Source organism: Lascolabacillus massiliensis (genome assembly GCF_001282625.1).
GTDB classification, from domain to species: Bacteria; Bacteroidota; Bacteroidia; order Bacteroidales; family Dysgonomonadaceae; genus Proteiniphilum; species Proteiniphilum massiliensis.
On sequence record NZ_CTEJ01000002.1, the window covers coordinates 274,882 to 295,021 of the forward strand.

Below are 20,140 nucleotides of genomic sequence, written 5' to 3' on the forward strand. Positions count from 1 at the left end.
TATCCACTTTATTTATGAAAAGACTAATTTCGGTCACTATCTTACTGGTGGCATTTTTACAGCTTTCATTAGCTCAACGAACAAAAGATGTAATAAATAAGAAAGTTTTTAATGATACTCCAATACTTTTTAATCCATCTGAATATCCTAACGGTGTTGTTGAAAAAGGGGATATAGTTTACCTGGGTAATGGCCGTATTGCTTTGAAAAAAATTGATATTCCAAAATTCACTAACTTCACTAATGTTGAGATTAAAATATCTCTGGTTTCTAATGGGGATCCATGGGATAAATCAGGTTCATGTTTCGTAATTCCGGCCGAATCAGGAATAAACATGATTGATATAGCAGCTGACCGACATGTTTACCCACAACAAGACACAACTCTGTATGAACACTTTAAAGGCATAGTTAGAGGTGAAAATTATAATCCTACAGTTGAACTGATGAGGTTTATGACACCTTTTGGTGTTGGCCATTTTAGTGCTGATGATGATTCTACTTCTGCAAAAAGGCGACCGGTATATGTTGATGGCTGGGCAAAAGAGGTTGTGTGGACTCAGGATATAACTGACCTGCTTTCACTTCTCGAAAGTGATGCTTATGTTGGTATATTTATAGATACATGGACTCCTGAAGGGTATATTGTTGATGTGGAACTTAAATTCACTGAAAGTACTCTTGCTTGTGATCTCCGCCCTGAAGTTCATGTTGAGCCTCTGATTAATACAAACTATTATATCGGTCAGAGTCATCCCGATATATTCTCACGTAGAGATGTGGAAATTGCTTTTAACATACCTGAGAATGCTAAAAATGTTAGATTGAAATATATTACAACAGGACATGGTGGTCATTCGGGAGGAGATGAGTTTCGCCCGCAAAAAAACATACTTTCTATTGATGGAGAGGAGATTTTAAACTTTACACCGTGGAGAACCGACTGTGCCTCTTTCCGTCGTTTTAATCCCACTTCTGGTGTATGGCTAAGAACCAGACCTATGGCATATATTGGTCGTGGGGGAAAACGTGAAGTAAAAGAGATTGAAGAACCTCTGGCATCATCTGATTTATCGCGTAGCAACTGGTGCCCCGGAAGTGATGTAACGCCTGAAGAAATTAATCTGCAGGTTATCAAACCTGGCAATCACACATTAACTATAAGTATTCCTGAATCTACTCCTATCTCTAATGACAAGCTTAATCACTGGCTTGTATCTGCTTATCTTGTATGGGAAATACTATAAACCATAACTATTCATAAATAAAACGTTGACTTTATTATCCTCTCTTTTTTATGAGGATAATAAAGTCAATGATACACCTCTCTCAAAAATCAATCGCTGTCTTTCAGAATTAGTCGAAGTGAATTATTCTTAGTGACATAATTCCATGCCCAGTTTATAAAGACTACTAACTTGTTTCTTACGCTCAGTATAAGCATTAAGTGAAGGAACATCCACACTAACCAAGCAAAATATCCTTTGAATTTGATAAAAGGGAGATCCACTACTGCTTTATTTCTACCAATCGTAGCCATTGTACCCAGGTTCCGATATTCGTACTGTTTCAATGGCTTATTGGAGTTATCCTGCCTCATTAAATTACGTGCGAGGTTCTTTCCTTGACCTATGGCAACATTTGCTAGTTGTGGGTGACCATTGGGATATTTCTCGGTCTCCATATATGCTACATCACCTATGGCATAAACGTTTGAAAGTCCCTGTACCTTATTATACCTGTCAACTCTGACACGTCCATTTCGAAGAATGGATTCTTCAGGAATACCTCCTATTGAGTTACCGATGACTCCTGCCGACCATATTAGGTTCTTTGTTGGGATCTGCTCTCCGTTATTAAGAGTAACCATTTCACCGTCATAATCGGTTACAATGGTTCCGGTTTTTACTATTACTCCCATTTTCCGCAGTTGTTTCTGAGAGTATTTCTGGGCAAAAGGACTCATATTTGCCAGTGTGTTAGTTCCTCCTTCTAATAGATAAACATTGACCTTTTTTTTATCTATGTTGGGATAGTCCTTGGGAAGTATCTCTTTTGTCATCTCAGCAAATGCACCTGCTAGTTCAACACCTGTTGCACCTCCTCCTACTATTACGATATTGTAATGCCCTTCTTTGTTATCGACATATAGAAGTTCTTCAAAATTATGCAATATCTCATTACGTACGTTAATTGACTGATAGGTTGATTTTAACCCCAGTGCATTCTCTTCTACCTGTTTATTACCATAAAAATTAGTACTTGTTCCAGTAGAGATCACCAAATAATCGTAACTAAATCTACCAATAGATGTTTCTATATACTTTTCAGCATCATTTACTGAAATTACTGATGCCATTCTAATGCGTACATCTCTTCTATTCTGGAAGATTTTTCTGATGGGGAAAGATACCGTAGATGGTTCAATCTGTGAAGCTGCCACCTGATAAAACAGAGGTGGAAACTGATGATGATTTACTTTATCAAAAACTATGATATCATACATATTTTTTTTTAGATGGTTTACGAATTGTAATCCACCAAACCCGCAACCTGCAACAACAATCTTTTTTTTCATAACATATTATCGAATAAAGTTATGGTTACAACGCCTGAGACGGGATATTGTTCCATGAAAAAAGCGCTACGATCACTCGCGGCGCTTTCCTTAATGTTTAACATTTTAAAAATCACAGCTTCACTGTAGATACTATATCCACTGAGCTTTTAGGTCTCAGCGTGAATGACATTGTACCCACAATGTTTATCTTAGATATCAAGCTTTATCTTCAGAAGGAGTATCAACTTGGTCATCTGCGGCTACATTGTCCTCTTTAACCTCATTTTTAACTTCCTCTTTAGCTTCACTTGATTCAGTTTCTGCTTTTTGATCTTTCACTTCTTCTGTTACAGTAACTTCCTCAGAAGTTGCCACTTCAGATTTTGCTTCTGCTTCCTTGGTTTCAGCTTTTTCTACCTTAGCCTTAGCTTCAGTTTTTTTCGCTTTATTGGTTTCTTTTACTTCCTTGGATTCTTCAGCTTTTGTTCCTGCAACTGCAGCTGCACCTGTACCTTTGCCTCTGCGTGAACGACGTGTTTTAGCTTTCTTTGTTGTAGCTTCGCCTAGCATGTTTTCATTAAAGTCTACCAGTTCGATGAAGCACATTGAAGCGTTATCACCAAGTCTGTTTCCTGTTTTAATGATTCTTGTGTATCCACCCGGGCGATCTCCAACTTTCTGTGAAACAGTCTGGAACAACTCTGTTACGGCATATTTGTTTTTCAGCTTGCTGAAAACAAGACGTCTTGAGTTAGTTGAATCTTCTTTGCTCACTGTAATCAGAGGTTCCACAAACTTTCTTAATTCTTTAGCTTTTGGAACTGTGGTGAAAATACGTTTATGCATTATAAGCGAAGTTGCCATATTTGACAACATTGCTGAACGGTGTGCAGTTTTACGCCCTAAATGATTATTTCTTTTTCTATGTCTCATTGTAGTAACTAGTCTTTATCTAATTTGTATTTCGAGATATCCATACCAAAAGTAAGATTCAGTCCATCGAGCAATTCTTCTAGCTCTGTTAGTGATTTCTTACCAAAGTTACGGAATTTAAGCAGATCGTTCTTGTTGTGCTGAACTAATTGTCCTAAAGTTTCTACATCAGCAGCTTTTAAACAGTTAAGAGCTCTAACTGAAAGATTAAGATCAGACAATTTGCGTTTCAGTAACTGACGCATATGAAGCACTTCTTCATCGAACTCTTCAATACCTTCTGTATCTGTTGTTTCCAGCATAATCTTATTATCATCTGAAAACAATACAAAATGCTGAATAAGTATTTTAGCAGCCTCTTTTAATGCTTCTTTAGGTGCAATTGAACCATCTGTGATTATTTCAATAACCAGCTTTTCGTAGTCAGTCTTCTGTTCAATTCGATAATCCTCGATTTCGTATTTCACGTTTCGTATAGGAGTAAAGATTGAATCAATTGCTATTGCTTGTACATCATCTGTTGCAAGCATTTCGCGATTTTCGTCAGCTGAGACATAACCCCTTCCCTTGTTTATTGTCAGTTCAAGGCGTATTTCCGCCTTTTTATTCATACGACAAATTTCAAGTTCGGGATTAAGAACTTCGAAACCGGTTAGTAATTTACCAATATCTCCGGCTTTAAACACTTCCGTTCCCGAAATAGCGATGCTCACTTTTTCTGTTTCGAACTCTTCCACTATCCTTTTGAATCTTACTTTCTTCAGATTCAAAATGATTCCTGTCACATCTTCTATAACGCCGGGTATGGAGGCAAATTCATGCTCCACTCCGTCAATTTTTACCGAAGTAATCGCGAATCCTTCGAGCGAAGAAAGTAGAATACGGCGTAAGGCGTTGCCTATAGTTATGCCATATCCGGGTTCCAACGGACGAAATTCAAACTTACCGGAGAAGGTATCCTCCTGTAACATGATTACTTTATCGGGTTTTTGGAATGCTAATATTGCCATGAAATTATTGTTTAGAATATAATTCTACGATGAGTTGTTCTTTTATACTTTCCGGGATATCTGCTCTTTCAGGAATATGCAGCAGCTTACCGCTTGATGTGCTGTTATCCCATTCTATCCAAGGGTATTTACTATGATTGAACCCTGTTAAAGAGTTTACAATCACCTCCATCGATTTTGATTTTTCTCTTACACCAACAACATCCCCTGGTTTAACTGTATAAGAAGGGATATTAACCACTTTTCCATTTACTACAATGTGGCGGTGACTAACAAGTTGACGTGCTGCGGCTCTTGTAGGTGCGATTCCTAAGCGGAACACCATGTTGTCGAGTCTTTGCTCTAACAGCTGTAAAAGTACTTCACCAGTAATTCCACGGCTGCGAGATGCTTTGTCAAAAGTACGACGGAATTGTTTTTCCAGTACTCCGTATGTATATTTCGCACGTTGTTTTTCACGTAACTGAATTCCATATTCAGAGGTTTTTCTTCTACGTGAATTCCCATGCTGACCCGGAGGATAATTCTTTTTAGAAAGAACTTTATCGGGGCCGAAAATAGGTTCGCCAAATCTACGGGCGATTTTTGATTTTGGACCAGTATATCTTGCCATTTTACAATTAAACTTTTTTTTCTGAAGCCTAAACTGTGCAGCCGCGATTACAGAGAAGCTGTATTGTAATCATTTCACAGCTCAAGTCTCAAGGTAAATGAAACTTAAATTATCTGTTGATTAAACTTTTCTGGCTTTTGGTGGACGGCATCCATTATGAGGTAGTGGTGTCACATCTACAATCTCAGTAACTTCAATGCCTGACCCATGAATTGTTCTGATTGCCGATTCACGTCCGTTTCCAGGACCTTTCACATAAGCTTTCACTTTACGCAATCCTAAATCATATGCTACTTTAGCACAGTCCCCTGCAACCATTTGTGCTGCATATGGAGTATTTTTTTTGGAACTTCTGAATCCCATTTTACCAGCTGATGACCAACTGATTACTTCGCCGTTTTCGTTTGTAAGCGATACAATTATGTTGTTGAATGATGAAGAGATGTGTGCTTGTCCTACTGCACTTACTTTTACATTTCTCTTCTTAGCTGCAACTGTTCTTTTTGCCATGTTACCTATCTATTATTTAGTAGCTTTTTTCTTGTTAGCAACGGTTTTCTTTCTTCCTTTTCGAGTACGTGCATTATTTTTAGTACTCTGTCCTCGTACGGGTAATCCGATACGATGACGAATTCCTCTATAGCAACCAATATCCATTAATCTCTTAATGTTAAGTTGCACCTCAGAACGAAGATCTCCTTCTACTTTAAATTCTGTGGAGATAATCTCACGAATCCGGGCAGCCTGATCGTCAGTCCAGTCTTTTACTTTGATATCTCTATCAACTTCTGCTTTTGTTAAAATGGTGTTAGCTGCGCTTCTTCCAATGCCATAAATATAGGTAAGGGCAACTTCACCCCTTTTATTCTGCGGCAGATCGACACCAACAATTCTTATTGCCATATATATTCTTATTATTAGATTACAATGATATACTTTTTATCCCTGACGTTGTTTAAACTTAGGATTCTTTTTATTAATAACATACAAACGGCCTTTTCTTCTAACTATTTTGCAGTCGGCCGAACGTTTCTTTAAAGATGCTCTTACTTTCATATTGCTTAAATTTTTGCTCGTTTCTTGTTATTCTCCTGATTATTCAGGTACTCTATATTATTCTGTTTCTCTAAATTTTTATTTTCGATCAGTTATTACTGTTTATAATTACAAAACTAATAACAACTGATCTAAATAAAAATTAATCTCTTATTTATATCTGAACGAAATTCTTCCTTTCGTAAGATCATAGGGTGACATCTCAACTCTTACTCTATCTCCGGGTAAAATTCTAATATAATGCATTCGCATTTTGCCGGATATATGAGCAGTGATCTCATGCCCGTTTTCAAGTTCAACACGAAACATTGCATTTGATAATGCTTCAACAATCGTTCCGTCCTGTTCTATTGCTGCTTGTTTAGCCATTATTTAATCTTTAAGTTTTTAGTTTGTTTCCTTTATAAATTCAAATGTTGAAAGAATATCTGCTTTTCCATTACGAATAGCAATAGTATGCTCGAAATGCGCAGAAGGTTTTCGGTCTTTAGTTCTGACAGTCCATCCATCGCTTTCGAAAACTACTTTTTTACCACCCATATTTATCATTGGCTCGATAGCTATGCACATACCATTACTGATTTTAGGACCAGTACCTCGTCTGCCATAATTTGGCACTTCGGGGGCTTCATGCATTTCTCTACCTATTCCATGACCTACTAATTCACGGACAACAGAATATCCTCTTTTTTCACAATACTCCTGTATTGTTGAACCAATATCTCCAATTCTACCTTCAGCTTTTGCACTTTCTATTCCTTTGTAAAGTGATTCTTTAGTAACTCGTAAAAGATCTTTAACCTTTTCATCTACTTCGCCTACACAGAATGTATAGGCAGAATCACCGCAAAAACCGCGCAATTTAGTACCGCAATCTACCGAAATAATATCACCATCTTTAAGTGGAATATTATTTGGAATGCCGTGAACTATATGATCGTTTACTGAAGTACAAATTGAATTTGGAAAACCACCATACCCTAAAAAGGTAGGAATTGCTCCATGATCTCTGATAAACTCTTCTGCAATTCTATCAAGTTCAAGCGTTGTAATACCGGGTTTGATATGTTTTGATAACTCACCGAGAGTCATTCCTACCAAGCGGTTTGCTTCGCGCATAAATTCGATTTCCTCGTCCGTTTTCAGTATGATCATTTTGCTATTCATATGACTAAAAACATTAATAGACAGCAGCAGAACCTGTTCTGCCTTTGATTTTAGCTCCGGATTTCAGGAAACCATCATAATGACGCATCAGAAGATGACTTTCTATCTGTTGTAAAGTATCAAGTACAACACCTACTAGAATCAAAAGAGATGTACCTCCAAAAAACTGGGCAAACATAGAATTAATTCCCATTAGACCGGCAAACGCAGGTAGTATAGCAACAATTGCAAGGAAAAAAGATCCGGGCAATGTTATTCTCGACATTATTGTATCGATATACTCAGCTGTCTTTTTGCCTGGTTTCACTCCTGGAATGAATCCATTATTACGTTTCAAATCTTCCGCCATCTGCACAGGATTAACAGTAATCGCAGTGTAGAAATAGGTAAAAGCAATGATCATCAATCCAAATAATAGATTGTACCAGAAACTTCCCGGGTTCATTAATGCTGCCCAAAAGCCTCCACCTTCACTAACAGAAAACTGTGCAAAAGTGATTGGAATAAACATTAATGCTTGAGCAAAAATTATAGGCATAACATTTGCTGCATTTACCTTAAGCGGTATATACTGCCTTACTCCACCATATTGCTTATTACCTACAATTCTTTTAGCATACTGTACAGGTACTTTTCTTACTCCTTGTACAAGCATAATTGCAGCTGCTGTAACAGCAACTAAGAATAACAGCTCAAGCAATAGTAGAACTAATCCACCGGGAGCGTTCAATAGTCTGTCGAATTCAGCAACAATTGCTTGAGGCAGACGAGCAATAATACCTATAAGAATGATAAATGAGATACCATTACCAACTCCTTTGTCAGTTATACGTTCACCAAGCCAAAGAATAAACATACTGCCACCTGCAAGAATAACTGTTGATGGTAACACCCAATCCCAGAATCCACCAGGTATGGCTGCACCTACAGCACCATAAAGATATGCAGGTCCCTGAATCAGTAGAATCGCTACTGTTAAGTAACGGGTATACTGATTAATTTTGGTTCTTCCACTTTCGCCTTCTCGTTGCATCTTCTGGAAAGCAGGTACTGCAATACCTAATAACTGCATTACAATAGATGCAGAAATATAAGGCATAATACCAAGTGCAAATATAGATGCATTAGCAAATGCTCCACCGGAAAACATATCTAACAAGCTAAGTAATCCGGAGCTTGCATTTTGCTGAAGTGCTACTAGTGATTCAGGATTAATACCTGGTAAAACTACGAAGGAACCAAACCTGTAAATGGCAATAAATCCAAGGGTTATCAGAAGTCTCTGTCTGAGATCTTCTATTTTCCATATGTTCTTAACAGTTTGTACGAATCCCATTTTTTTAGAGTTTTACAGCGGTTCCGCCTGCAGTTATAATTGCCTGTTCAGCAGTTTTAGAGAAAGCATGAGCTTCCACTTCCAATTTAGAAGTCAACGCACCTTTACCTAATATCTTAACTAAATGCTTCTTAGTAATTAAACCTGCATTCAGTAAAACTTCAGTATCAATTTTAGTCAACTTCTGTGTATCTGCTAATTCCTGAAGAGTCTCTAAATTTATAGCTTTATACTCAACTCTTTTTAAAGGTTTAAATCCGAATTTAGGAACACGACGCTGTAATGGCATCTGTCCTCCTTCGAAACCGACTTTCTTTGAATAGCCAGATCTTGATTTTTGTCCTTTATGACCTTTTGTTGAGGTACCGCCTTTACCCGAGCCTTCACCACGGCCAATTCTTTTGCTGGATTTAGTAGCACCTGCAGCCGGTTTTAAATTCGATAAATTCATTTTATATATCTTTTAACCGTTTATACTTCAATTATTCTATTACAGTTACCAAATGGTGAACTTTATTTATAAGACCTCTAATTGTGGCATTATCTTCATGTTCAACCACTCGATTCATCTTGGTAAGCCCTAAACTATCCAATGTTCTTTTCTGATCTTTAGGAGCACCGATTCTGCTTTTAGTCTGTTTTATTTTTATTGTAGCCATTTCAGATTTAATTTTTATCCTTTAAATACTTTTTCCATACTTACACCTCTGTTTTGAGCTACCGTTAATGGATCTCTCAATTCAGTAAGCGCGAGAATAGTGGCTTTCACAAGGTTGTGAGGATTAGATGATCCTTTAGACTTTGCAAGAACGTCTGTAATACCAACACTCTCAAGCACAGCGCGCATAGCACCTCCTGCTTTTACTCCTGTTCCTGTAACTGCAGGTTTCAAAAACACCTCAGCACCACCAAAACGTGCTGTTTGCTGATGTGGAATTGTACCTTTATAAATTGGTACTTTTATCAGGTTTTTCTTAGCAGCTTCTACACCTTTTGCAATAGCTGTTGCAACTTCACCTGCTTTTCCTAAGCCCCAACCTACGATGCCGTCTTCATCACCTACAACTACCATAGCAGCAAATGTGAAAGTACGTCCACCTTTTGTTACCTTAGTAGTACGATTAATAGCCACTAAACGGTCTTTTAACTCGATATCGTTTGTAGTTTTTACTTTGTTATTATCTCTAGCCATAATCGTTAAAATTTAAGTCCTCCTTTACGAGCGGCATCAGCCAGTTCTTTAATTCTTCCATGATACAGGTAACCGTTTCTGTCAAAAGCAACAGTTTCGATTCCAGCCTCTTTTGCATTTTGAGCAATCATTTCACCTACTTTAGCAGCCATCTCTTTTTTAGGAAGTTTATCCTGAATTTTCAGAGAAGATGCTGATGCAAGTGTAGTGCCGGAAATATCATCAATCACCTGTGCGTATATCTGCTTATTACTCCTGTAAACAGAAAGGCGTGGTCTCTCGGGAGAACCGGATACTTTTCCTCGAACACGAGTTTTTATTTTAAGTCTTCTTTCGTTTTTAGTTATCATTGCGTTTCAGTGTTTACGTAAAATTATTTAGCTGCTGTTTTACCAGATTTGCGGCGAACCTGTTCACCAACAAAACGTACACCTTTTCCTTTATAAGGTTCAGGTTTACGGAATGAGCGTATTTTTGCACAAACCTGTCCCAGTAGTTGTTTATCACAAGATTCCAGTAAAATAAGAGGGTTCTTGTTTCTTTCCATCTTAGTTTCAACCTTAATTTCTTTAGGTAGTTCCAAAAGTATAGAGTGAGTGTAACCAAGTGATAAATCGAGAATCTGTCCATTGTTTGAAACTCGATAACCAACACCTACTAATTCCAGTTCTTTACGGAAACCTTCCGAAACACCAATAACCATATTGTTCAATAAAGAACGATATAAACCATGCAGTGAGCGGCTTTCTTTTGACTCATCTGGTCTGTTGATTGTAAGTTCACCATCATTAAGTTCGATAATCATACCTCCCTCAACCTTCTGGCTTAACTCACCTTTTGGACCTTTAACTGTAACCGCATTATCTTTCCCCACTGTTATAGTAACGCCCGCAGGCACTTTTATGGGTAATTTTCCTATTCTTGACATACTTTAATCTCCTTCAAATTAATAAACGTAACATAAAACTTCACCACCCACTTTTTGCTCGCGGGCTTCCTTATCTGTCATTACTCCATTTGAAGTAGATAAAATTGCAATTCCCAAACCATTAAGAACGCGTGGTAAATCTTTGTGGCCTACATATTTACGTAAACCAGGAGTAGAGATTCGTTCAAGTTTTTTAATTGCGTTTACCTTGTTTATTGGATCATACTTTAACGCAACCATAATTGTTCCTTGTGGTCCGTCATCTACAAACTTATAATTAAGAATGTAGCCCTTTTCAAAAAGAATCTTAGTGATATCTTTCTTTAAGTTTGAAGCGGGAATCTCAACCACACGATGTTTCGCCTGGATTGCATTTCTTAACCGCGTCAAATAATCTGCTATAGGATCTGTCATATACTAATAATTTAAATTGATCCCGCCTATCGGGACAATATTTAATAATTTATTGATTTCTGATTGTGATAAATCACTTACTCAGCTTTACCAACTTGCTTTTTTAACTCCCGGAATTTGACCCTTTGATGCCATTTCCCTGAACTGGATACGTGAAAGGCCAAACTGGCGCATGTATCCTTTAGGACGACCGGTTATTTTGCAACGATTGTGCAAACGTACCGGAGAAGCATTTTTAGGGATAGATTGAAGTGCCTCATAATTGCCTTCTGCTATATATTTTGCTCTTTTTTCAGCATAACGGGCAACCATTTTAGCTCTTTTCACCTCACGGGCTTTCATTGATTCTTTTGCCATTTTCTATTGATTTTGTTTTGTTCTAAATGGTAATCCAAACTCTCTTAAAAGTGCATATCCCTCTTCGTCAGTTTGAGCATTAGTTACAAAAGTAATATTCATTCCAAGAATACGAGGAACATTATCAATGTTAATCTCAGGGAAGATAATCTGTTCCTCTATACCTAGAGTATAATTTCCTCTTCCGTCTAGTTTACCACCAATGCCCTTAAAGTCACGTATACGTGGTAAAGCTACACGTACAAGTCTTTCAAGGAATTCATACATTTTTTCGTTTCGCAATGTAACACGAACTCCAATTGGCATTTTCTTACGAAGCTTGAAGTTAGAAATATCTTTTCTTGATACAGTAGCGACAGCTTTTTGACCAGTTATTGCTGTAAGTTCATTTATAGCTGTTTCGATAATTTTCTTATCTGCTACCGCAATACCCAAACCTTGATTAATAACGATTTTCTCAAGTTTTGGAGCCTGCATTATGGACTTATAGCCGAATTCTTTCATTAATGAGGGAACGATACGCTCTTTATAGTCATTTTTCAGACTTACCTCGTATTTTGTTGTAGTTTCACTCATTTCAATTCCTCCCCTGATCTTTTAGCGTAACGTACATTTTTTCCTTTACTATCTGCTTTTCTACCTACGCGAGTTGGTTTTCCTGTCTTTGGATCTACAGGATTTAGATTAGAAATATGCACAGATGCCTCTTTCTTTTCTATTCCACCGTTTGGATTTTGTGCGCTGGGTTTAGCATGCTTTGATACAACATTTACGCCTTCAACTATAGCTCGATTCTTTTTTACAAGGATCTCAAGCACGCGACCGGTTTTACCTTTATCTTCGCCAGCATTTACGTAAACTGTATCACCTTTCTTTATATGTAATTTTGTCATTGCCTGTGATTGCTTAATAGATTATAATACTTCAGGAGCTAATGAAACAATCTTCATATTAGTACTACGGAGTTCACGTGCAACTGGTCCAAAAATACGACTTCCTCTCAATTCTCCTGCATTATTCAGTAGAACACATGCATTGTCATCGAATCGTATGTAAGAACCATCAGCTCTACGAATCTCTTTTTTCGTGCGTACTATGATTGCTTTTGATACAGCACCTTTTTTAATATCACTTGAAGGGATTGTACTCTTTATTGAAACAACAATGATATCCCCTACTGACGCATAACGTCTTCCTGTACCTCCTAGTACGTTTATGCAGAGAACTTCTCTGGCACCACTATTATCGGTAACTGTTAATCTGGATTCTCTCTGTATCATATTACTTAGCCCTTTCCATTATTTCAACCACTCTCCATCTCTTTGTTTTACTCAAAGGACGTGTTTCCATTATACGCACTGTATCACCTATGTTACAGTCGTTCTTCTCATCATGGGCGTGAAATTTCTTCGTTTTATTAACGAATTTCCCATATATAGGGTGTTTCTCTTTCCATTTTACAGCAACAGTGACGGTTTTATCCATCTTATTACTGAAAACGACCCCGATTCTTTCTTTTCTTAAATTTCTCGTTTCCATTCTCTGTATTATTGATCTTTTTTCAATTCTCTTGCACGCAGTTCAGTTTTAATACGGGCAATGTTTCTGCGTTTTTCCCTGAGCAAGCCTGAATTATCCAGTGGTGTAATGGTATGATTGATTCGTAATTGATTTAACTCAATTACCTCAGCATCCAATCTTTCTTTCAAATCTTTATCGGGTAGCTCTCTTAATTCTTCTTGATTTTTCATCTTCATTTATGATTTTTGTTCATAATCATAATCTCTTCTCACTACAAACTTAGTAGTAACAGGTAGTTTCTGAGCTGCTAAACGCAATGCTTCTTGTGCTACCTCAAAGGATACACCTTCGATCTCGAAAAGAATTCTCCCCGGAGTTACAGGTGCAACAAATCCTTCCGGATTACCTTTTCCTTTACCCATACGTACTTCGGCAGGTTTCTTTGTGATAGGCTTATCCGGAAAAATACGTACCCAAACCTGACCTTGACGTTGCATATAACGTGTCACAGCAATACGGGCAGCTTCGATCTGACTTCCGGTAATCCACTTAGATTGCAGAGCTTTGATACCGAAAGAACCAAATGCCAGCTCATTTCCGCGACTGGCTAAGCCTTTCATTCGTCCTTTCTGCTGTCTTCTGAATTTAGTTTTCTTTGGTTGTAACATATCTTATCCTATTAAGCTTTATTTTTATTCCTTCTGCCGCCACGTCTGCCACCTCTGCCGCCGTCCTGACGACCAGCTCCGCGGCCACCTTGTGAACGGTTATCTTTAGAAGTTGCAAACGAAGGTGCAAGATCCTTCTTACCATAGACTTCACCACGGCATATCCAAACTTTTACTCCAATCAAACCAACTTTTGTCAGGGCTTCTGCAAGAGCATAGTCAATATCAGCACGGAAAGTGTGAAGAGGAGTTCTACCCTCTTTGTACATTTCAGAACGAGCCATTTCAGCACCGTTCAAACGACCTGATACCTGAATCTTAATACCTTCTGCACCCATTCTCATAGTAGAGGCAATAGCCATTTTAACAGCTCTGCGGTAAGCAATTTTACCTTCTATCTGACGAGCAACGTTGTTTGCTACTATTACTGCATCAAGCTCTGGCTTCTTGATTTCATAAATATTAATTTGGATATCCTTATCGGTTATCTTCATCAACTCTTCTTTCAATTTGTCAACCTCTTGTCCACCTTTACCAATAATGATACCAGGACGTGCAGTACAAATTGTGATCGTTACAAGTTTCAGTGTTCTCTCGATTACTATACGGGATACACTTGCTTTAGCAAGACGGGCATTCAAATAGGTTCTGATCTTGTTATCTTCCAACAAAATATCACCATAATCATTTCCGCCATACCAGTTAGAGTCCCATCCCTTGACGATACCCAAACGATTTGCTATCGGATTTACTTTTTGTCCCATCTTACTTAATTTTGTTCTTGTTCTTCTTTATTAATTCTGTCAACCACTATTGTAACGTGATTTGAACGTTTGCGTATTCTATGACCGCGACCTTGTGGAGCAGTACGAAGTCTCTTAAGAGTTGTACCTTCATCCACAGATATTGTTTTTATAAATAGTTCGCCTGTCTCTGCTTTGCGATCGTTTTTCTGCTCCCAGTTAGAAATAGCTGACAATAATAATTTTTCTACTTTTGCTGAAGCTTCTTTGTTGGAAAACTTTAAGACACCCAATGCCTTAAATACTTCCATTCCGCGTATCATATCGGCTACATAACGCATTTTTCGCGGAGAGGAAGGAACGTTTTTCAACACGGCAAAAGAGACCTCTTTGCGGGCTTCTTTTCTCTTTTCGGCTGATATTCTTTTTCTAGCACTCATCTCTTTTTTTATTTATCTTTATTTCTTTCTGTTGCCTGCGTGTCCGCGGAACGTACGTGTTAAAGCAAATTCGCCTAATTTATGACCTACCATATTTTCTGTAATATAAACCGGAATAAATTTGTTTCCGTTGTGTACAGCTATAGTATGCCCTACGAAATCAGGTGATATCATAGAAGCACGTGCCCATGTTTTGATAACGGTTTTTTTACCGTTTTCATTCATGTCGTTAACCTTCTTTTCCAGTTTAAGATTGATATATGGACCTTTTTTTAATGATCTGCTCATAGTTTTTAATAATTAATCAGATTACTTCTTCTTCCTTTTTTCAATAATATACTTAGAAGAATGCTTTTTAGGAGCTCTTGTTTTCAAGCCCTTAGAATATAAGCCTGTGGCTGATCTTGGATGGCCTCCTGATGCGCGACCTTCACCACCACCCATTGGGTGATCAACAGGGTTTTTAACAACCCCACGTGTGCGTGGACGACGACCTAACCAACGTGAACGACCGGCTTTACCTGATTGTTCCAAAGCATGGTCCGAATTACCAACACTACCAATGGTAGCTTTACATGCAGACAGAATCTTACGAACTTCTCCCGATGGCATTTTAATAATCGCAAATTTCTCTTCACGAGAAACTAGTTGTGCGAATGTACCGGCAGAGCGTGCCATTTTAGCTCCCTGCCCAGGTCTCAGCTCAATATTATGAACTACTGTACCAATCGGTATTTGAGATAGAGGAAGCGCATTTCCAACTTCAGGAGCTACTTTGTCTCCTGACATCACTGTGGTACCAACTTTTAGACCGTTTGGTGCAAGTATATATGATTTTGCTCCGTCAGCATAATAAAGCAATGCAATTCTTGCTGAACGGTTTGGGTCATACTCAATACTTTTTACAACGGCCGGGATACCATCTTTTGTTCTCTTAAAGTCGATAAATCTGAAACGCCTTTTGTGACCGCCTCCAACATTTTTCGTAGTCATTTTACCACGATTGTTGCGACCGCCAGTAGCTACTTTACCGACAACAAGAGATTTCTCCGGTGCACTTGCAGTGATATTTTCAAATGAACCGATAATCTTGTGTCTTTGCCCCGGTGTAGTGGGCTTTAGTTTACGTATTGCCATTTCTTTTTAGATATTGCTGAATAAATCGATTGTTTCACCTTTTCTCAAGGTAACGATTGCTTTTTTGTATGAAGGTGTACGTCCTGTAACGACTCCCGATTTTGTATAACGGCTTCTCTCTTTACCATCATAACGCATTGTATTCACGCTTTCAACATGTACATTGTAAAGCGATTCAACTGCTTTCTTGATCTCCACCTTATTAGCAGAAGGTACTACCATAAAACCATATCGGTTTTCATACTTGTCAGTAATTGCAGTTTGCTTTTCAGTGAATATGGGTTTTATTATTACACTCATTTTTTTTCTCCTTATGCTTTAAAAAGGTTGTCAATCGCGGCCACAGAAGACTCAGTAATCACTAGATTTGTTGCATCCATGATTGCATATGTGTTTAAATCTGAGGCTGTTACAATATTAACTTTCCCTAAATTTCGAGCCGACAAATATACATTTTTATTTTGACTTGGCAAAACGAAAAGTAGCTTTTTATCAGCAAGTTGTAGACTCTTTGTAAGTTCAACTAAACTTTTTGTTTTAGGTGCATCAAACTCTAAATCTTCAATAACTACAATTGAACTATTCTTTGCTTTCAGAGAAAGAGCTGACTTGCGTGCTAATGCTTTAGTTTTCTTATTTACCTTAAAACCATAGTCTCTTGGTTTAGGACCAAAAGCACGACCACCACCAACCAGCAATGGCGATTTGATATCACCGCGACGTGCACCACCGCCACCTTTTTGACGGATCAGCTTACGTGTACTGCCTGCTAATTCACCTCTCTCTTTAGTTTTGTGCGTACCTTGACGCTGATTAGCCAGATATTGCTTTACATCCAGCCAGATAACATGCTCATTAGGTTCAATCCCGAAAATGGAATCATCGAGTGTCACCTTTTTGTCTGTCACCTCTCCTTTGATATTATATACTGCTAATTCCATTTTATTTCTCAATTATTACGATTGAACCTTTTGCTCCGGGTACTGATCCTTTAACTAATAGAAGATTGTGTTCCGGAATCACTTTAATTATCTGTAAATTTTGAACGGTTACACGTTCATTACCCATATGTCCACCCATTCGGGTTCCTTTAAACACCTTTGCAGGGTATGAAGCTGCACCAATAGAACCCGGCGCACGCAATCTGTTGTGCTGACCGTGAGTTGATTCACCAACTCCGGAAAAGCCGTGACGTTTTACAACACCCTGAAATCCCTTACCTTTTGATGTACCAATCACATCCACGTAAGGGGTGTCATTAAAAATTTCTACATTTATTTCGGAACCCGCTTTATATTCGTTTCCAAAACCTTTGAACTCGACCAAGTGTCTCTTTGGTGTTACTCCTGCTTTATTGAAGTGACCCTTTTCAGCTTTTGTTGTATGTTTGTCTTTCTTATCAACAAACCCCAGTTGAATAGCATCATAACCGTCATTATCAACGGTCTTCACTTGAGTAACCACGCAAGGACCAGCTTCGATAACAGTGCATGGAATGTTTTTTCCCTCGGCACTGAAAACGGAAGTCATTCCGATTTTTTTTCCTAATAATCCTGGCATTTCTCTAGTTGTTATTAATTAATAATATCTCTGAAACTTACACTTTTATTTCTACCTCAACACCGCTTGGCAACTCAAGCTTCATAAGTGCATCAACAGTTTTTGCCGTTGAGCTGTAAATGTCGATCAGGCGTTTAAAAGAAGCAAGTTCGAACTGTTCACGTGACTTTTTATTCACGAAAGTTGAACGGTTTACTGTAAATATGCGTTTGTGAGTAGGTAGTGGAATTGGTCCGCTTACCACTGCACCCGTAGCTTTTACGGTTTTTACGATTTTCTCTGCTGATTTGTCAACAAGGCTATAATCGTAAGATTTCAGTTTGATTCTGATTTTTTGGCTCATATATCTATTTATATTATTTGATCAAATCTACGCGGCCACCTACTTCTGTTAGAACTTCTTTTGCAATCGAAGCCGAAACAGGTTCGAAATGTGAAAATGACATTGTTGATGTTGCGCGCCCTGAAGTAATTGTTCTCAGTGAAGTAACATAACCAAACATTTCAGCCAGAGGAGTTCTTGCTTTGACTACACGTGCACCTGAACGGTTAGATTCCATACCCTCAACCTGTCCACGTCTTTTGTTCAAGTCAGAAATTACATCACCCATACTCTCTTCAGGTGTAACCACTTCAACCTTCATGATTGGCTCAAGCAATACAGGTCCGGCTTTTTCAACAGCACTCTTGTATGCCTGCATAGCACAAATCTCAAATGACAACTGGTCAGAGTCCACTGCGTGGTATGAACCATCAATTACTGTCACTTTAAGTTTATCCATTGAGTATCCGGCTAGTACACCATTTTTCATTGCACGCTCAAAACCTTTCTGGATAGATGGAATATATTCTTTAGGAATATTACCACCTTTTACTTCGTCAATAAATTGCAAGTTACCTTCAAAGTCTGGATCAGCCGGTTCAACTCTAACAATCATATCGGCAAATTTACCTCGACCACCAGTCTGCTTCTTGTATGTTTCACGCAGTTCAACAGATTTAGTGATAGCTTCTTTATATGTAACTTGTGGACGACCCTGATTAGCTTCTACTTTAAACTCACGTTTTAAACGATCAATAATGATCTCAAGGTGAAGTTCACCCATACCAGAAATCACTGTCTGACCTGTTTCTTCATCTGTTTTAACAGTAAAGGTTGGATCTTCTTCTGCAAGTTTTGCAAGACCAGTAGACAGCTTGTCAAGATCTTTTTGAGTCTTAGGCTCAACAGCTATACCAATAACTGGTTCCGGGAAGTCCATTGCTTCAAGTATGATAGGATTCTTTTCATCACAGAGAGTATCTCCTGTACGAATATCCTTAAATCCAACTCCTGCACCGATATCACCGGTACCGATAAATTCTTTTGGATTTTGTTTACTTGAGTGCATCTGGAAAAGACGTGAAATACGTTCTTTCTTACCTGAACGAGAATTATATACATAAGAGCCTGCTTCTATCTCTCCTGAATATACACGGAAGAAACATAGACGTCCTACATATGGGTCAGTAGCAATCTTAAATGCAAGAGCACTAAGAGGTTCACTTGGATCAGCATGACGTACCAGTTCTTTTGTAGAATCACTAGGATCGGTACCTGTAATTGACTCTGTATCAAGAGGACTTGGCAGATATGCACAAACAGAATCAAGAAGAGTCTGAACTCCTTTGTTCTTGAATGAAGATCCACAGATTACAGGGTTGATCTGCATTGAAATTGTACCTTTTCTGATAGCGCTTCTTATTTCATCTTCAGTGATAGTAGAAGGATCATCAAAGTATTTCTCCATTAGTTGATCATCGAATTCAGCGATGGTCTCAAGCATTTTATCATGCCATTCATTTGCCTCATCAATAAGATCATCCGGTATGTCAAAAACATCATATTGTGCACCCATTGTCTCATCATGCCAGTAATATGCTTTCATTGTTACTAAATCCACAACACCTTTAAAAGACTCTTCAGCTCCAATAGGAATCTGAATTGGCATTGCATTAGCACCAAGCATCTCTTTTATCTGACGAACTACATCAAAAAAGTTAGCACCAGAACGGTCCATCTTATTAACATAACCAATTCTTGGTACTTTATACTTATCTGCCTGACGCCATACGGTTTCAGACTGAGGCTCAACACCACCAACGGCACAAAACGCTGCAACAGCACCATCAAGTACACGTAGCGAACGTTCCACCTCTACCGTGAAATCCACGTGTCCCGGGGTGTCAATTAAGTTTATTTTAAATGTATTGTCTTTATATTTCCAGTTAGCAGTTGTAGCAGCAGACGTAATCGTAATACCACGTTCCTGCTCCTGCTCCATCCAGTCCATTGTGGCAGCACCTTCGTGTACTTCTCCAATCTTATGCGTAAGACCTGTATAAAACAGGATACGCTCAGATGTAGTAGTCTTACCGGCGTCAATGTGCGCCATAATCCCTATATTGCGTGTGAATTTTAATGTGTCTTTTGAACCCTTAGCCATCTTTTTTACCTACTTGCTA

General features: G+C 38.3%; 32 protein-coding genes and 1 pseudogene. 1 reads left to right on the top strand and 32 read right to left on the bottom strand.

The window, feature by feature from the left end; all coding sequences use genetic code 11:
* The first annotated feature begins 14 nt into the window (after positions 1 to 14).
* Positions 15 to 1,247 carry a PNGase F N-terminal domain-containing protein gene (locus tag BN1354_RS05930; RefSeq protein WP_053826522.1) on the top strand — a complete coding sequence of 411 codons (1,233 nt, stop codon included), beginning with the start codon at positions 15 to 17 and terminating at the stop codon, positions 1,245 to 1,247.
* A gap of 89 nt (positions 1,248 to 1,336) precedes the next feature.
* On the opposite strand, the gene BN1354_RS05935 is transcribed toward BN1354_RS05930, so the two are convergent.
* The 32 genes and pseudogenes from BN1354_RS05935 to fusA form a co-directional block, all read right to left on the bottom strand.
* On the bottom strand, positions 1,337 to 2,578 hold the full coding sequence (locus BN1354_RS05935; RefSeq protein ID WP_045089307.1) for an NAD(P)/FAD-dependent oxidoreductase: 1,242 nt from the start codon (positions 2,576 to 2,578) through the stop codon (positions 1,337 to 1,339).
* Between the two features lie 435 nt (positions 2,579 to 3,013).
* Positions 3,014 to 3,493: pseudogene (gene rplQ / locus BN1354_RS12195) on the bottom strand (50S ribosomal protein L17); the annotation flags it as partial.
* 8 nt (positions 3,494 to 3,501) lie between these two features.
* A complete protein-coding gene (locus BN1354_RS05945) occupies positions 3,502 to 4,503 on the bottom strand; it encodes a DNA-directed RNA polymerase subunit alpha (RefSeq protein ID WP_053826523.1) in 1,002 nt (333 codons plus the stop codon).
* A 4-nt stretch (positions 4,504 to 4,507) separates the two neighbouring features.
* Positions 4,508 to 5,116 (bottom strand): 30S ribosomal protein S4, encoded by a 609-nt coding sequence (rpsD, locus tag BN1354_RS05950; RefSeq protein ID WP_045089305.1) that lies wholly within the window; start codon positions 5,114 to 5,116, stop codon positions 4,508 to 4,510.
* Positions 5,117 to 5,236: 120 nt separating this feature from the next.
* A complete protein-coding gene (gene rpsK / locus BN1354_RS05955) occupies positions 5,237 to 5,626 on the bottom strand; it encodes a 30S ribosomal protein S11 (RefSeq protein WP_045089304.1) in 390 nt (129 codons plus the stop codon).
* 12 nt (positions 5,627 to 5,638) lie between these two features.
* Entirely contained in the window at positions 5,639 to 6,019 is a 381-nt protein-coding gene (gene rpsM / locus BN1354_RS05960; protein ID WP_045089303.1) for a 30S ribosomal protein S13, read from the bottom strand.
* A 36-nt stretch (positions 6,020 to 6,055) separates the two neighbouring features.
* Positions 6,056 to 6,172, bottom strand: coding sequence for a type B 50S ribosomal protein L36 (gene ykgO, locus BN1354_RS11845; RefSeq protein ID WP_042278928.1), 117 nt, complete (start codon positions 6,170 to 6,172; stop codon positions 6,056 to 6,058).
* A gap of 150 nt (positions 6,173 to 6,322) precedes the next feature.
* Positions 6,323 to 6,541, bottom strand: coding sequence for a translation initiation factor IF-1 (infA, locus tag BN1354_RS05965; protein WP_045089302.1), 219 nt, complete (start codon positions 6,539 to 6,541; stop codon positions 6,323 to 6,325).
* A gap of 18 nt (positions 6,542 to 6,559) precedes the next feature.
* On the bottom strand, positions 6,560 to 7,327 hold the full coding sequence (map, locus tag BN1354_RS05970) for a type I methionyl aminopeptidase (RefSeq protein ID WP_045089301.1): 768 nt from the start codon (positions 7,325 to 7,327) through the stop codon (positions 6,560 to 6,562).
* Positions 7,328 to 7,352: 25 nt separating this feature from the next.
* Positions 7,353 to 8,675, bottom strand: a complete 1,323-nt coding sequence (gene secY / locus BN1354_RS05975) for a preprotein translocase subunit SecY (RefSeq protein ID WP_045089300.1) — start codon at positions 8,673 to 8,675, stop codon at positions 7,353 to 7,355.
* A 4-nt stretch (positions 8,676 to 8,679) separates the two neighbouring features.
* The gene (gene rplO / locus BN1354_RS05980) at positions 8,680 to 9,126 is read right to left on the bottom strand and encodes a 50S ribosomal protein L15 (protein WP_045089299.1); all 447 of its coding nucleotides are present in this window, start codon (positions 9,124 to 9,126) and stop codon (positions 8,680 to 8,682) included.
* A gap of 31 nt (positions 9,127 to 9,157) precedes the next feature.
* Positions 9,158 to 9,334, bottom strand: coding sequence for a 50S ribosomal protein L30 (rpmD, locus tag BN1354_RS05985; RefSeq protein ID WP_045089298.1), 177 nt, complete (start codon positions 9,332 to 9,334; stop codon positions 9,158 to 9,160).
* A gap of 14 nt (positions 9,335 to 9,348) precedes the next feature.
* Positions 9,349 to 9,867, bottom strand: coding sequence for a 30S ribosomal protein S5 (rpsE, locus tag BN1354_RS05990; RefSeq protein ID WP_045089297.1), 519 nt, complete (start codon positions 9,865 to 9,867; stop codon positions 9,349 to 9,351).
* 5 nt (positions 9,868 to 9,872) lie between these two features.
* Positions 9,873 to 10,217 (bottom strand): 50S ribosomal protein L18, encoded by a 345-nt coding sequence (gene rplR / locus BN1354_RS05995; RefSeq protein ID WP_045089296.1) that lies wholly within the window; start codon positions 10,215 to 10,217, stop codon positions 9,873 to 9,875.
* 23 nt (positions 10,218 to 10,240) lie between these two features.
* Positions 10,241 to 10,795 carry a 50S ribosomal protein L6 gene (gene rplF, locus BN1354_RS06000; protein ID WP_053826524.1) on the bottom strand — a complete coding sequence of 185 codons (555 nt, stop codon included), beginning with the start codon at positions 10,793 to 10,795 and terminating at the stop codon, positions 10,241 to 10,243.
* Positions 10,796 to 10,813: 18 nt separating this feature from the next.
* Positions 10,814 to 11,209 carry a 30S ribosomal protein S8 gene (gene rpsH, locus BN1354_RS06005; protein WP_045089294.1) on the bottom strand — a complete coding sequence of 132 codons (396 nt, stop codon included), beginning with the start codon at positions 11,207 to 11,209 and terminating at the stop codon, positions 10,814 to 10,816.
* Positions 11,210 to 11,296: 87 nt separating this feature from the next.
* Positions 11,297 to 11,566, bottom strand: a complete 270-nt coding sequence (rpsN, locus tag BN1354_RS06010; RefSeq protein WP_045089293.1) for a 30S ribosomal protein S14 — start codon at positions 11,564 to 11,566, stop codon at positions 11,297 to 11,299.
* A 3-nt stretch (positions 11,567 to 11,569) separates the two neighbouring features.
* Positions 11,570 to 12,142 carry a 50S ribosomal protein L5 gene (gene rplE, locus BN1354_RS06015; protein WP_045089292.1) on the bottom strand — a complete coding sequence of 191 codons (573 nt, stop codon included), beginning with the start codon at positions 12,140 to 12,142 and terminating at the stop codon, positions 11,570 to 11,572.
* A complete protein-coding gene (gene rplX, locus BN1354_RS06020; protein ID WP_045089291.1) occupies positions 12,139 to 12,459 on the bottom strand; it encodes a 50S ribosomal protein L24 in 321 nt (106 codons plus the stop codon). The genes rplE and rplX overlap by 4 nt, the downstream gene beginning before the upstream one ends.
* A gap of 21 nt (positions 12,460 to 12,480) precedes the next feature.
* The gene (gene rplN / locus BN1354_RS06025) at positions 12,481 to 12,846 is read right to left on the bottom strand and encodes a 50S ribosomal protein L14 (protein WP_045089290.1); all 366 of its coding nucleotides are present in this window, start codon (positions 12,844 to 12,846) and stop codon (positions 12,481 to 12,483) included.
* Between the two features lies 1 nt (position 12,847).
* The gene (gene rpsQ, locus BN1354_RS06030) at positions 12,848 to 13,105 is read right to left on the bottom strand and encodes a 30S ribosomal protein S17 (RefSeq protein ID WP_045089289.1); all 258 of its coding nucleotides are present in this window, start codon (positions 13,103 to 13,105) and stop codon (positions 12,848 to 12,850) included.
* Between the two features lie 8 nt (positions 13,106 to 13,113).
* Complete coding sequence (rpmC, locus tag BN1354_RS06035; protein WP_394331728.1) at positions 13,114 to 13,317, bottom strand: 50S ribosomal protein L29; 204 nt, start codon at positions 13,315 to 13,317, stop codon at positions 13,114 to 13,116.
* A 6-nt stretch (positions 13,318 to 13,323) separates the two neighbouring features.
* A complete protein-coding gene (gene rplP / locus BN1354_RS06040; RefSeq protein WP_045089287.1) occupies positions 13,324 to 13,755 on the bottom strand; it encodes a 50S ribosomal protein L16 in 432 nt (143 codons plus the stop codon).
* 11 nt (positions 13,756 to 13,766) lie between these two features.
* Positions 13,767 to 14,519, bottom strand: coding sequence for a 30S ribosomal protein S3 (gene rpsC, locus BN1354_RS06045; protein ID WP_045089286.1), 753 nt, complete (start codon positions 14,517 to 14,519; stop codon positions 13,767 to 13,769).
* Between the two features lie 5 nt (positions 14,520 to 14,524).
* A complete protein-coding gene (gene rplV / locus BN1354_RS06050) occupies positions 14,525 to 14,938 on the bottom strand; it encodes a 50S ribosomal protein L22 (protein WP_045089285.1) in 414 nt (137 codons plus the stop codon).
* Positions 14,939 to 14,956: 18 nt separating this feature from the next.
* Positions 14,957 to 15,226 (bottom strand): 30S ribosomal protein S19, encoded by a 270-nt coding sequence (gene rpsS, locus BN1354_RS06055; RefSeq protein WP_045089284.1) that lies wholly within the window; start codon positions 15,224 to 15,226, stop codon positions 14,957 to 14,959.
* A gap of 21 nt (positions 15,227 to 15,247) precedes the next feature.
* Entirely contained in the window at positions 15,248 to 16,075 is an 828-nt protein-coding gene (gene rplB, locus BN1354_RS06060; protein WP_045089283.1) for a 50S ribosomal protein L2, read from the bottom strand.
* Positions 16,076 to 16,081: 6 nt separating this feature from the next.
* On the bottom strand, positions 16,082 to 16,375 hold the full coding sequence (gene rplW, locus BN1354_RS06065) for a 50S ribosomal protein L23 (protein WP_053826525.1): 294 nt from the start codon (positions 16,373 to 16,375) through the stop codon (positions 16,082 to 16,084).
* A gap of 11 nt (positions 16,376 to 16,386) precedes the next feature.
* Entirely contained in the window at positions 16,387 to 17,016 is a 630-nt protein-coding gene (gene rplD / locus BN1354_RS06070) for a 50S ribosomal protein L4 (protein ID WP_053826526.1), read from the bottom strand.
* A 1-nt stretch (position 17,017) separates the two neighbouring features.
* The gene (rplC, locus tag BN1354_RS06075) at positions 17,018 to 17,635 is read right to left on the bottom strand and encodes a 50S ribosomal protein L3 (RefSeq protein ID WP_053826527.1); all 618 of its coding nucleotides are present in this window, start codon (positions 17,633 to 17,635) and stop codon (positions 17,018 to 17,020) included.
* Positions 17,636 to 17,672: 37 nt separating this feature from the next.
* Positions 17,673 to 17,978, bottom strand: a complete 306-nt coding sequence (gene rpsJ / locus BN1354_RS06080) for a 30S ribosomal protein S10 (protein WP_019541341.1) — start codon at positions 17,976 to 17,978, stop codon at positions 17,673 to 17,675.
* Between the two features lie 13 nt (positions 17,979 to 17,991).
* On the bottom strand, positions 17,992 to 20,121 hold the full coding sequence (fusA, locus tag BN1354_RS06085) for an elongation factor G (protein WP_053826528.1): 2,130 nt from the start codon (positions 20,119 to 20,121) through the stop codon (positions 17,992 to 17,994).
* Between the last annotated feature and the right edge of the window lie 19 nt (positions 20,122 to 20,140).

Excerpts from the sequence above, each read along its gene's own strand:
- BN1354_RS05930 (WP_053826522.1), top strand. The coding sequence starts at position 15 with ATGAAAAGACTAATTTCGGTCACTATCTTACTGGTGGCATTTTTACAG.
- BN1354_RS05935 (WP_045089307.1), bottom strand. The coding sequence starts at position 2,578 with ATGAAAAAAAAGATTGTTGTTGCAGGTTGCGGGTTTGGTGGATTACAA.
- BN1354_RS05945 (WP_053826523.1), bottom strand. The coding sequence starts at position 4,503 with ATGGCAATATTAGCATTCCAAAAACCCGATAAAGTAATCATGTTACAG.
- rpsD (WP_045089305.1), bottom strand. The coding sequence starts at position 5,116 with ATGGCAAGATATACTGGTCCAAAATCAAAAATCGCCCGTAGATTTGGC.
- rpsK (WP_045089304.1), bottom strand. The coding sequence starts at position 5,626 with ATGGCAAAAAGAACAGTTGCAGCTAAGAAGAGAAATGTAAAAGTAAGT.
- rpsM (WP_045089303.1), bottom strand. The coding sequence starts at position 6,019 with ATGGCAATAAGAATTGTTGGTGTCGATCTGCCGCAGAATAAAAGGGGT.
- ykgO (WP_042278928.1), bottom strand. The coding sequence starts at position 6,172 with ATGAAAGTAAGAGCATCTTTAAAGAAACGTTCGGCCGACTGCAAAATA.
- infA (WP_045089302.1), bottom strand. The coding sequence starts at position 6,541 with ATGGCTAAACAAGCAGCAATAGAACAGGACGGAACGATTGTTGAAGCA.
- map (WP_045089301.1), bottom strand. The coding sequence starts at position 7,327 with ATGATCATACTGAAAACGGACGAGGAAATCGAATTTATGCGCGAAGCA.
- secY (WP_045089300.1), bottom strand. The coding sequence starts at position 8,675 with ATGGGATTCGTACAAACTGTTAAGAACATATGGAAAATAGAAGATCTC.
- rplO (WP_045089299.1), bottom strand. The coding sequence starts at position 9,126 with ATGAATTTATCGAATTTAAAACCGGCTGCAGGTGCTACTAAATCCAGC.
- rpmD (WP_045089298.1), bottom strand. The coding sequence starts at position 9,334 with ATGGCTACAATAAAAATAAAACAGACTAAAAGCAGAATCGGTGCTCCT.
- rpsE (WP_045089297.1), bottom strand. The coding sequence starts at position 9,867 with ATGGCTAGAGATAATAACAAAGTAAAAACTACAAACGATATCGAGTTA.
- rplR (WP_045089296.1), bottom strand. The coding sequence starts at position 10,217 with ATGATAACTAAAAACGAAAGAAGACTTAAAATAAAAACTCGTGTTCGA.
- rplF (WP_053826524.1), bottom strand. The coding sequence starts at position 10,795 with ATGTCAAGAATAGGAAAATTACCCATAAAAGTGCCTGCGGGCGTTACT.
- rpsH (WP_045089294.1), bottom strand. The coding sequence starts at position 11,209 with ATGACAGATCCTATAGCAGATTATTTGACGCGGTTAAGAAATGCAATC.
- rpsN (WP_045089293.1), bottom strand. The coding sequence starts at position 11,566 with ATGGCAAAAGAATCAATGAAAGCCCGTGAGGTGAAAAGAGCTAAAATG.
- rplE (WP_045089292.1), bottom strand. The coding sequence starts at position 12,142 with ATGAGTGAAACTACAACAAAATACGAGGTAAGTCTGAAAAATGACTAT.
- rplX (WP_045089291.1), bottom strand. The coding sequence starts at position 12,459 with ATGACAAAATTACATATAAAGAAAGGTGATACAGTTTACGTAAATGCT.
- rplN (WP_045089290.1), bottom strand. The coding sequence starts at position 12,846 with ATGATACAGAGAGAATCCAGATTAACAGTTACCGATAATAGTGGTGCC.
- rpsQ (WP_045089289.1), bottom strand. The coding sequence starts at position 13,105 with ATGGAAACGAGAAATTTAAGAAAAGAAAGAATCGGGGTCGTTTTCAGT.
- rpmC (WP_394331728.1), bottom strand. The coding sequence starts at position 13,317 with ATGAAAAATCAAGAAGAATTAAGAGAGCTACCCGATAAAGATTTGAAA.
- rplP (WP_045089287.1), bottom strand. The coding sequence starts at position 13,755 with ATGTTACAACCAAAGAAAACTAAATTCAGAAGACAGCAGAAAGGACGA.
- rpsC (WP_045089286.1), bottom strand. The coding sequence starts at position 14,519 with ATGGGACAAAAAGTAAATCCGATAGCAAATCGTTTGGGTATCGTCAAG.
- rplV (WP_045089285.1), bottom strand. The coding sequence starts at position 14,938 with ATGAGTGCTAGAAAAAGAATATCAGCCGAAAAGAGAAAAGAAGCCCGC.
- rpsS (WP_045089284.1), bottom strand. The coding sequence starts at position 15,226 with ATGAGCAGATCATTAAAAAAAGGTCCATATATCAATCTTAAACTGGAA.
- rplB (WP_045089283.1), bottom strand. The coding sequence starts at position 16,075 with ATGGCAATACGTAAACTAAAGCCCACTACACCGGGGCAAAGACACAAG.
- rplW (WP_053826525.1), bottom strand. The coding sequence starts at position 16,375 with ATGAGTGTAATAATAAAACCCATATTCACTGAAAAGCAAACTGCAATT.
- rplD (WP_053826526.1), bottom strand. The coding sequence starts at position 17,016 with ATGGAATTAGCAGTATATAATATCAAAGGAGAGGTGACAGACAAAAAG.
- rplC (WP_053826527.1), bottom strand. The coding sequence starts at position 17,635 with ATGCCAGGATTATTAGGAAAAAAAATCGGAATGACTTCCGTTTTCAGT.
- rpsJ (WP_019541341.1), bottom strand. The coding sequence starts at position 17,978 with ATGAGCCAAAAAATCAGAATCAAACTGAAATCTTACGATTATAGCCTT.
- fusA (WP_053826528.1), bottom strand. The coding sequence starts at position 20,121 with ATGGCTAAGGGTTCAAAAGACACATTAAAATTCACACGCAATATAGGG.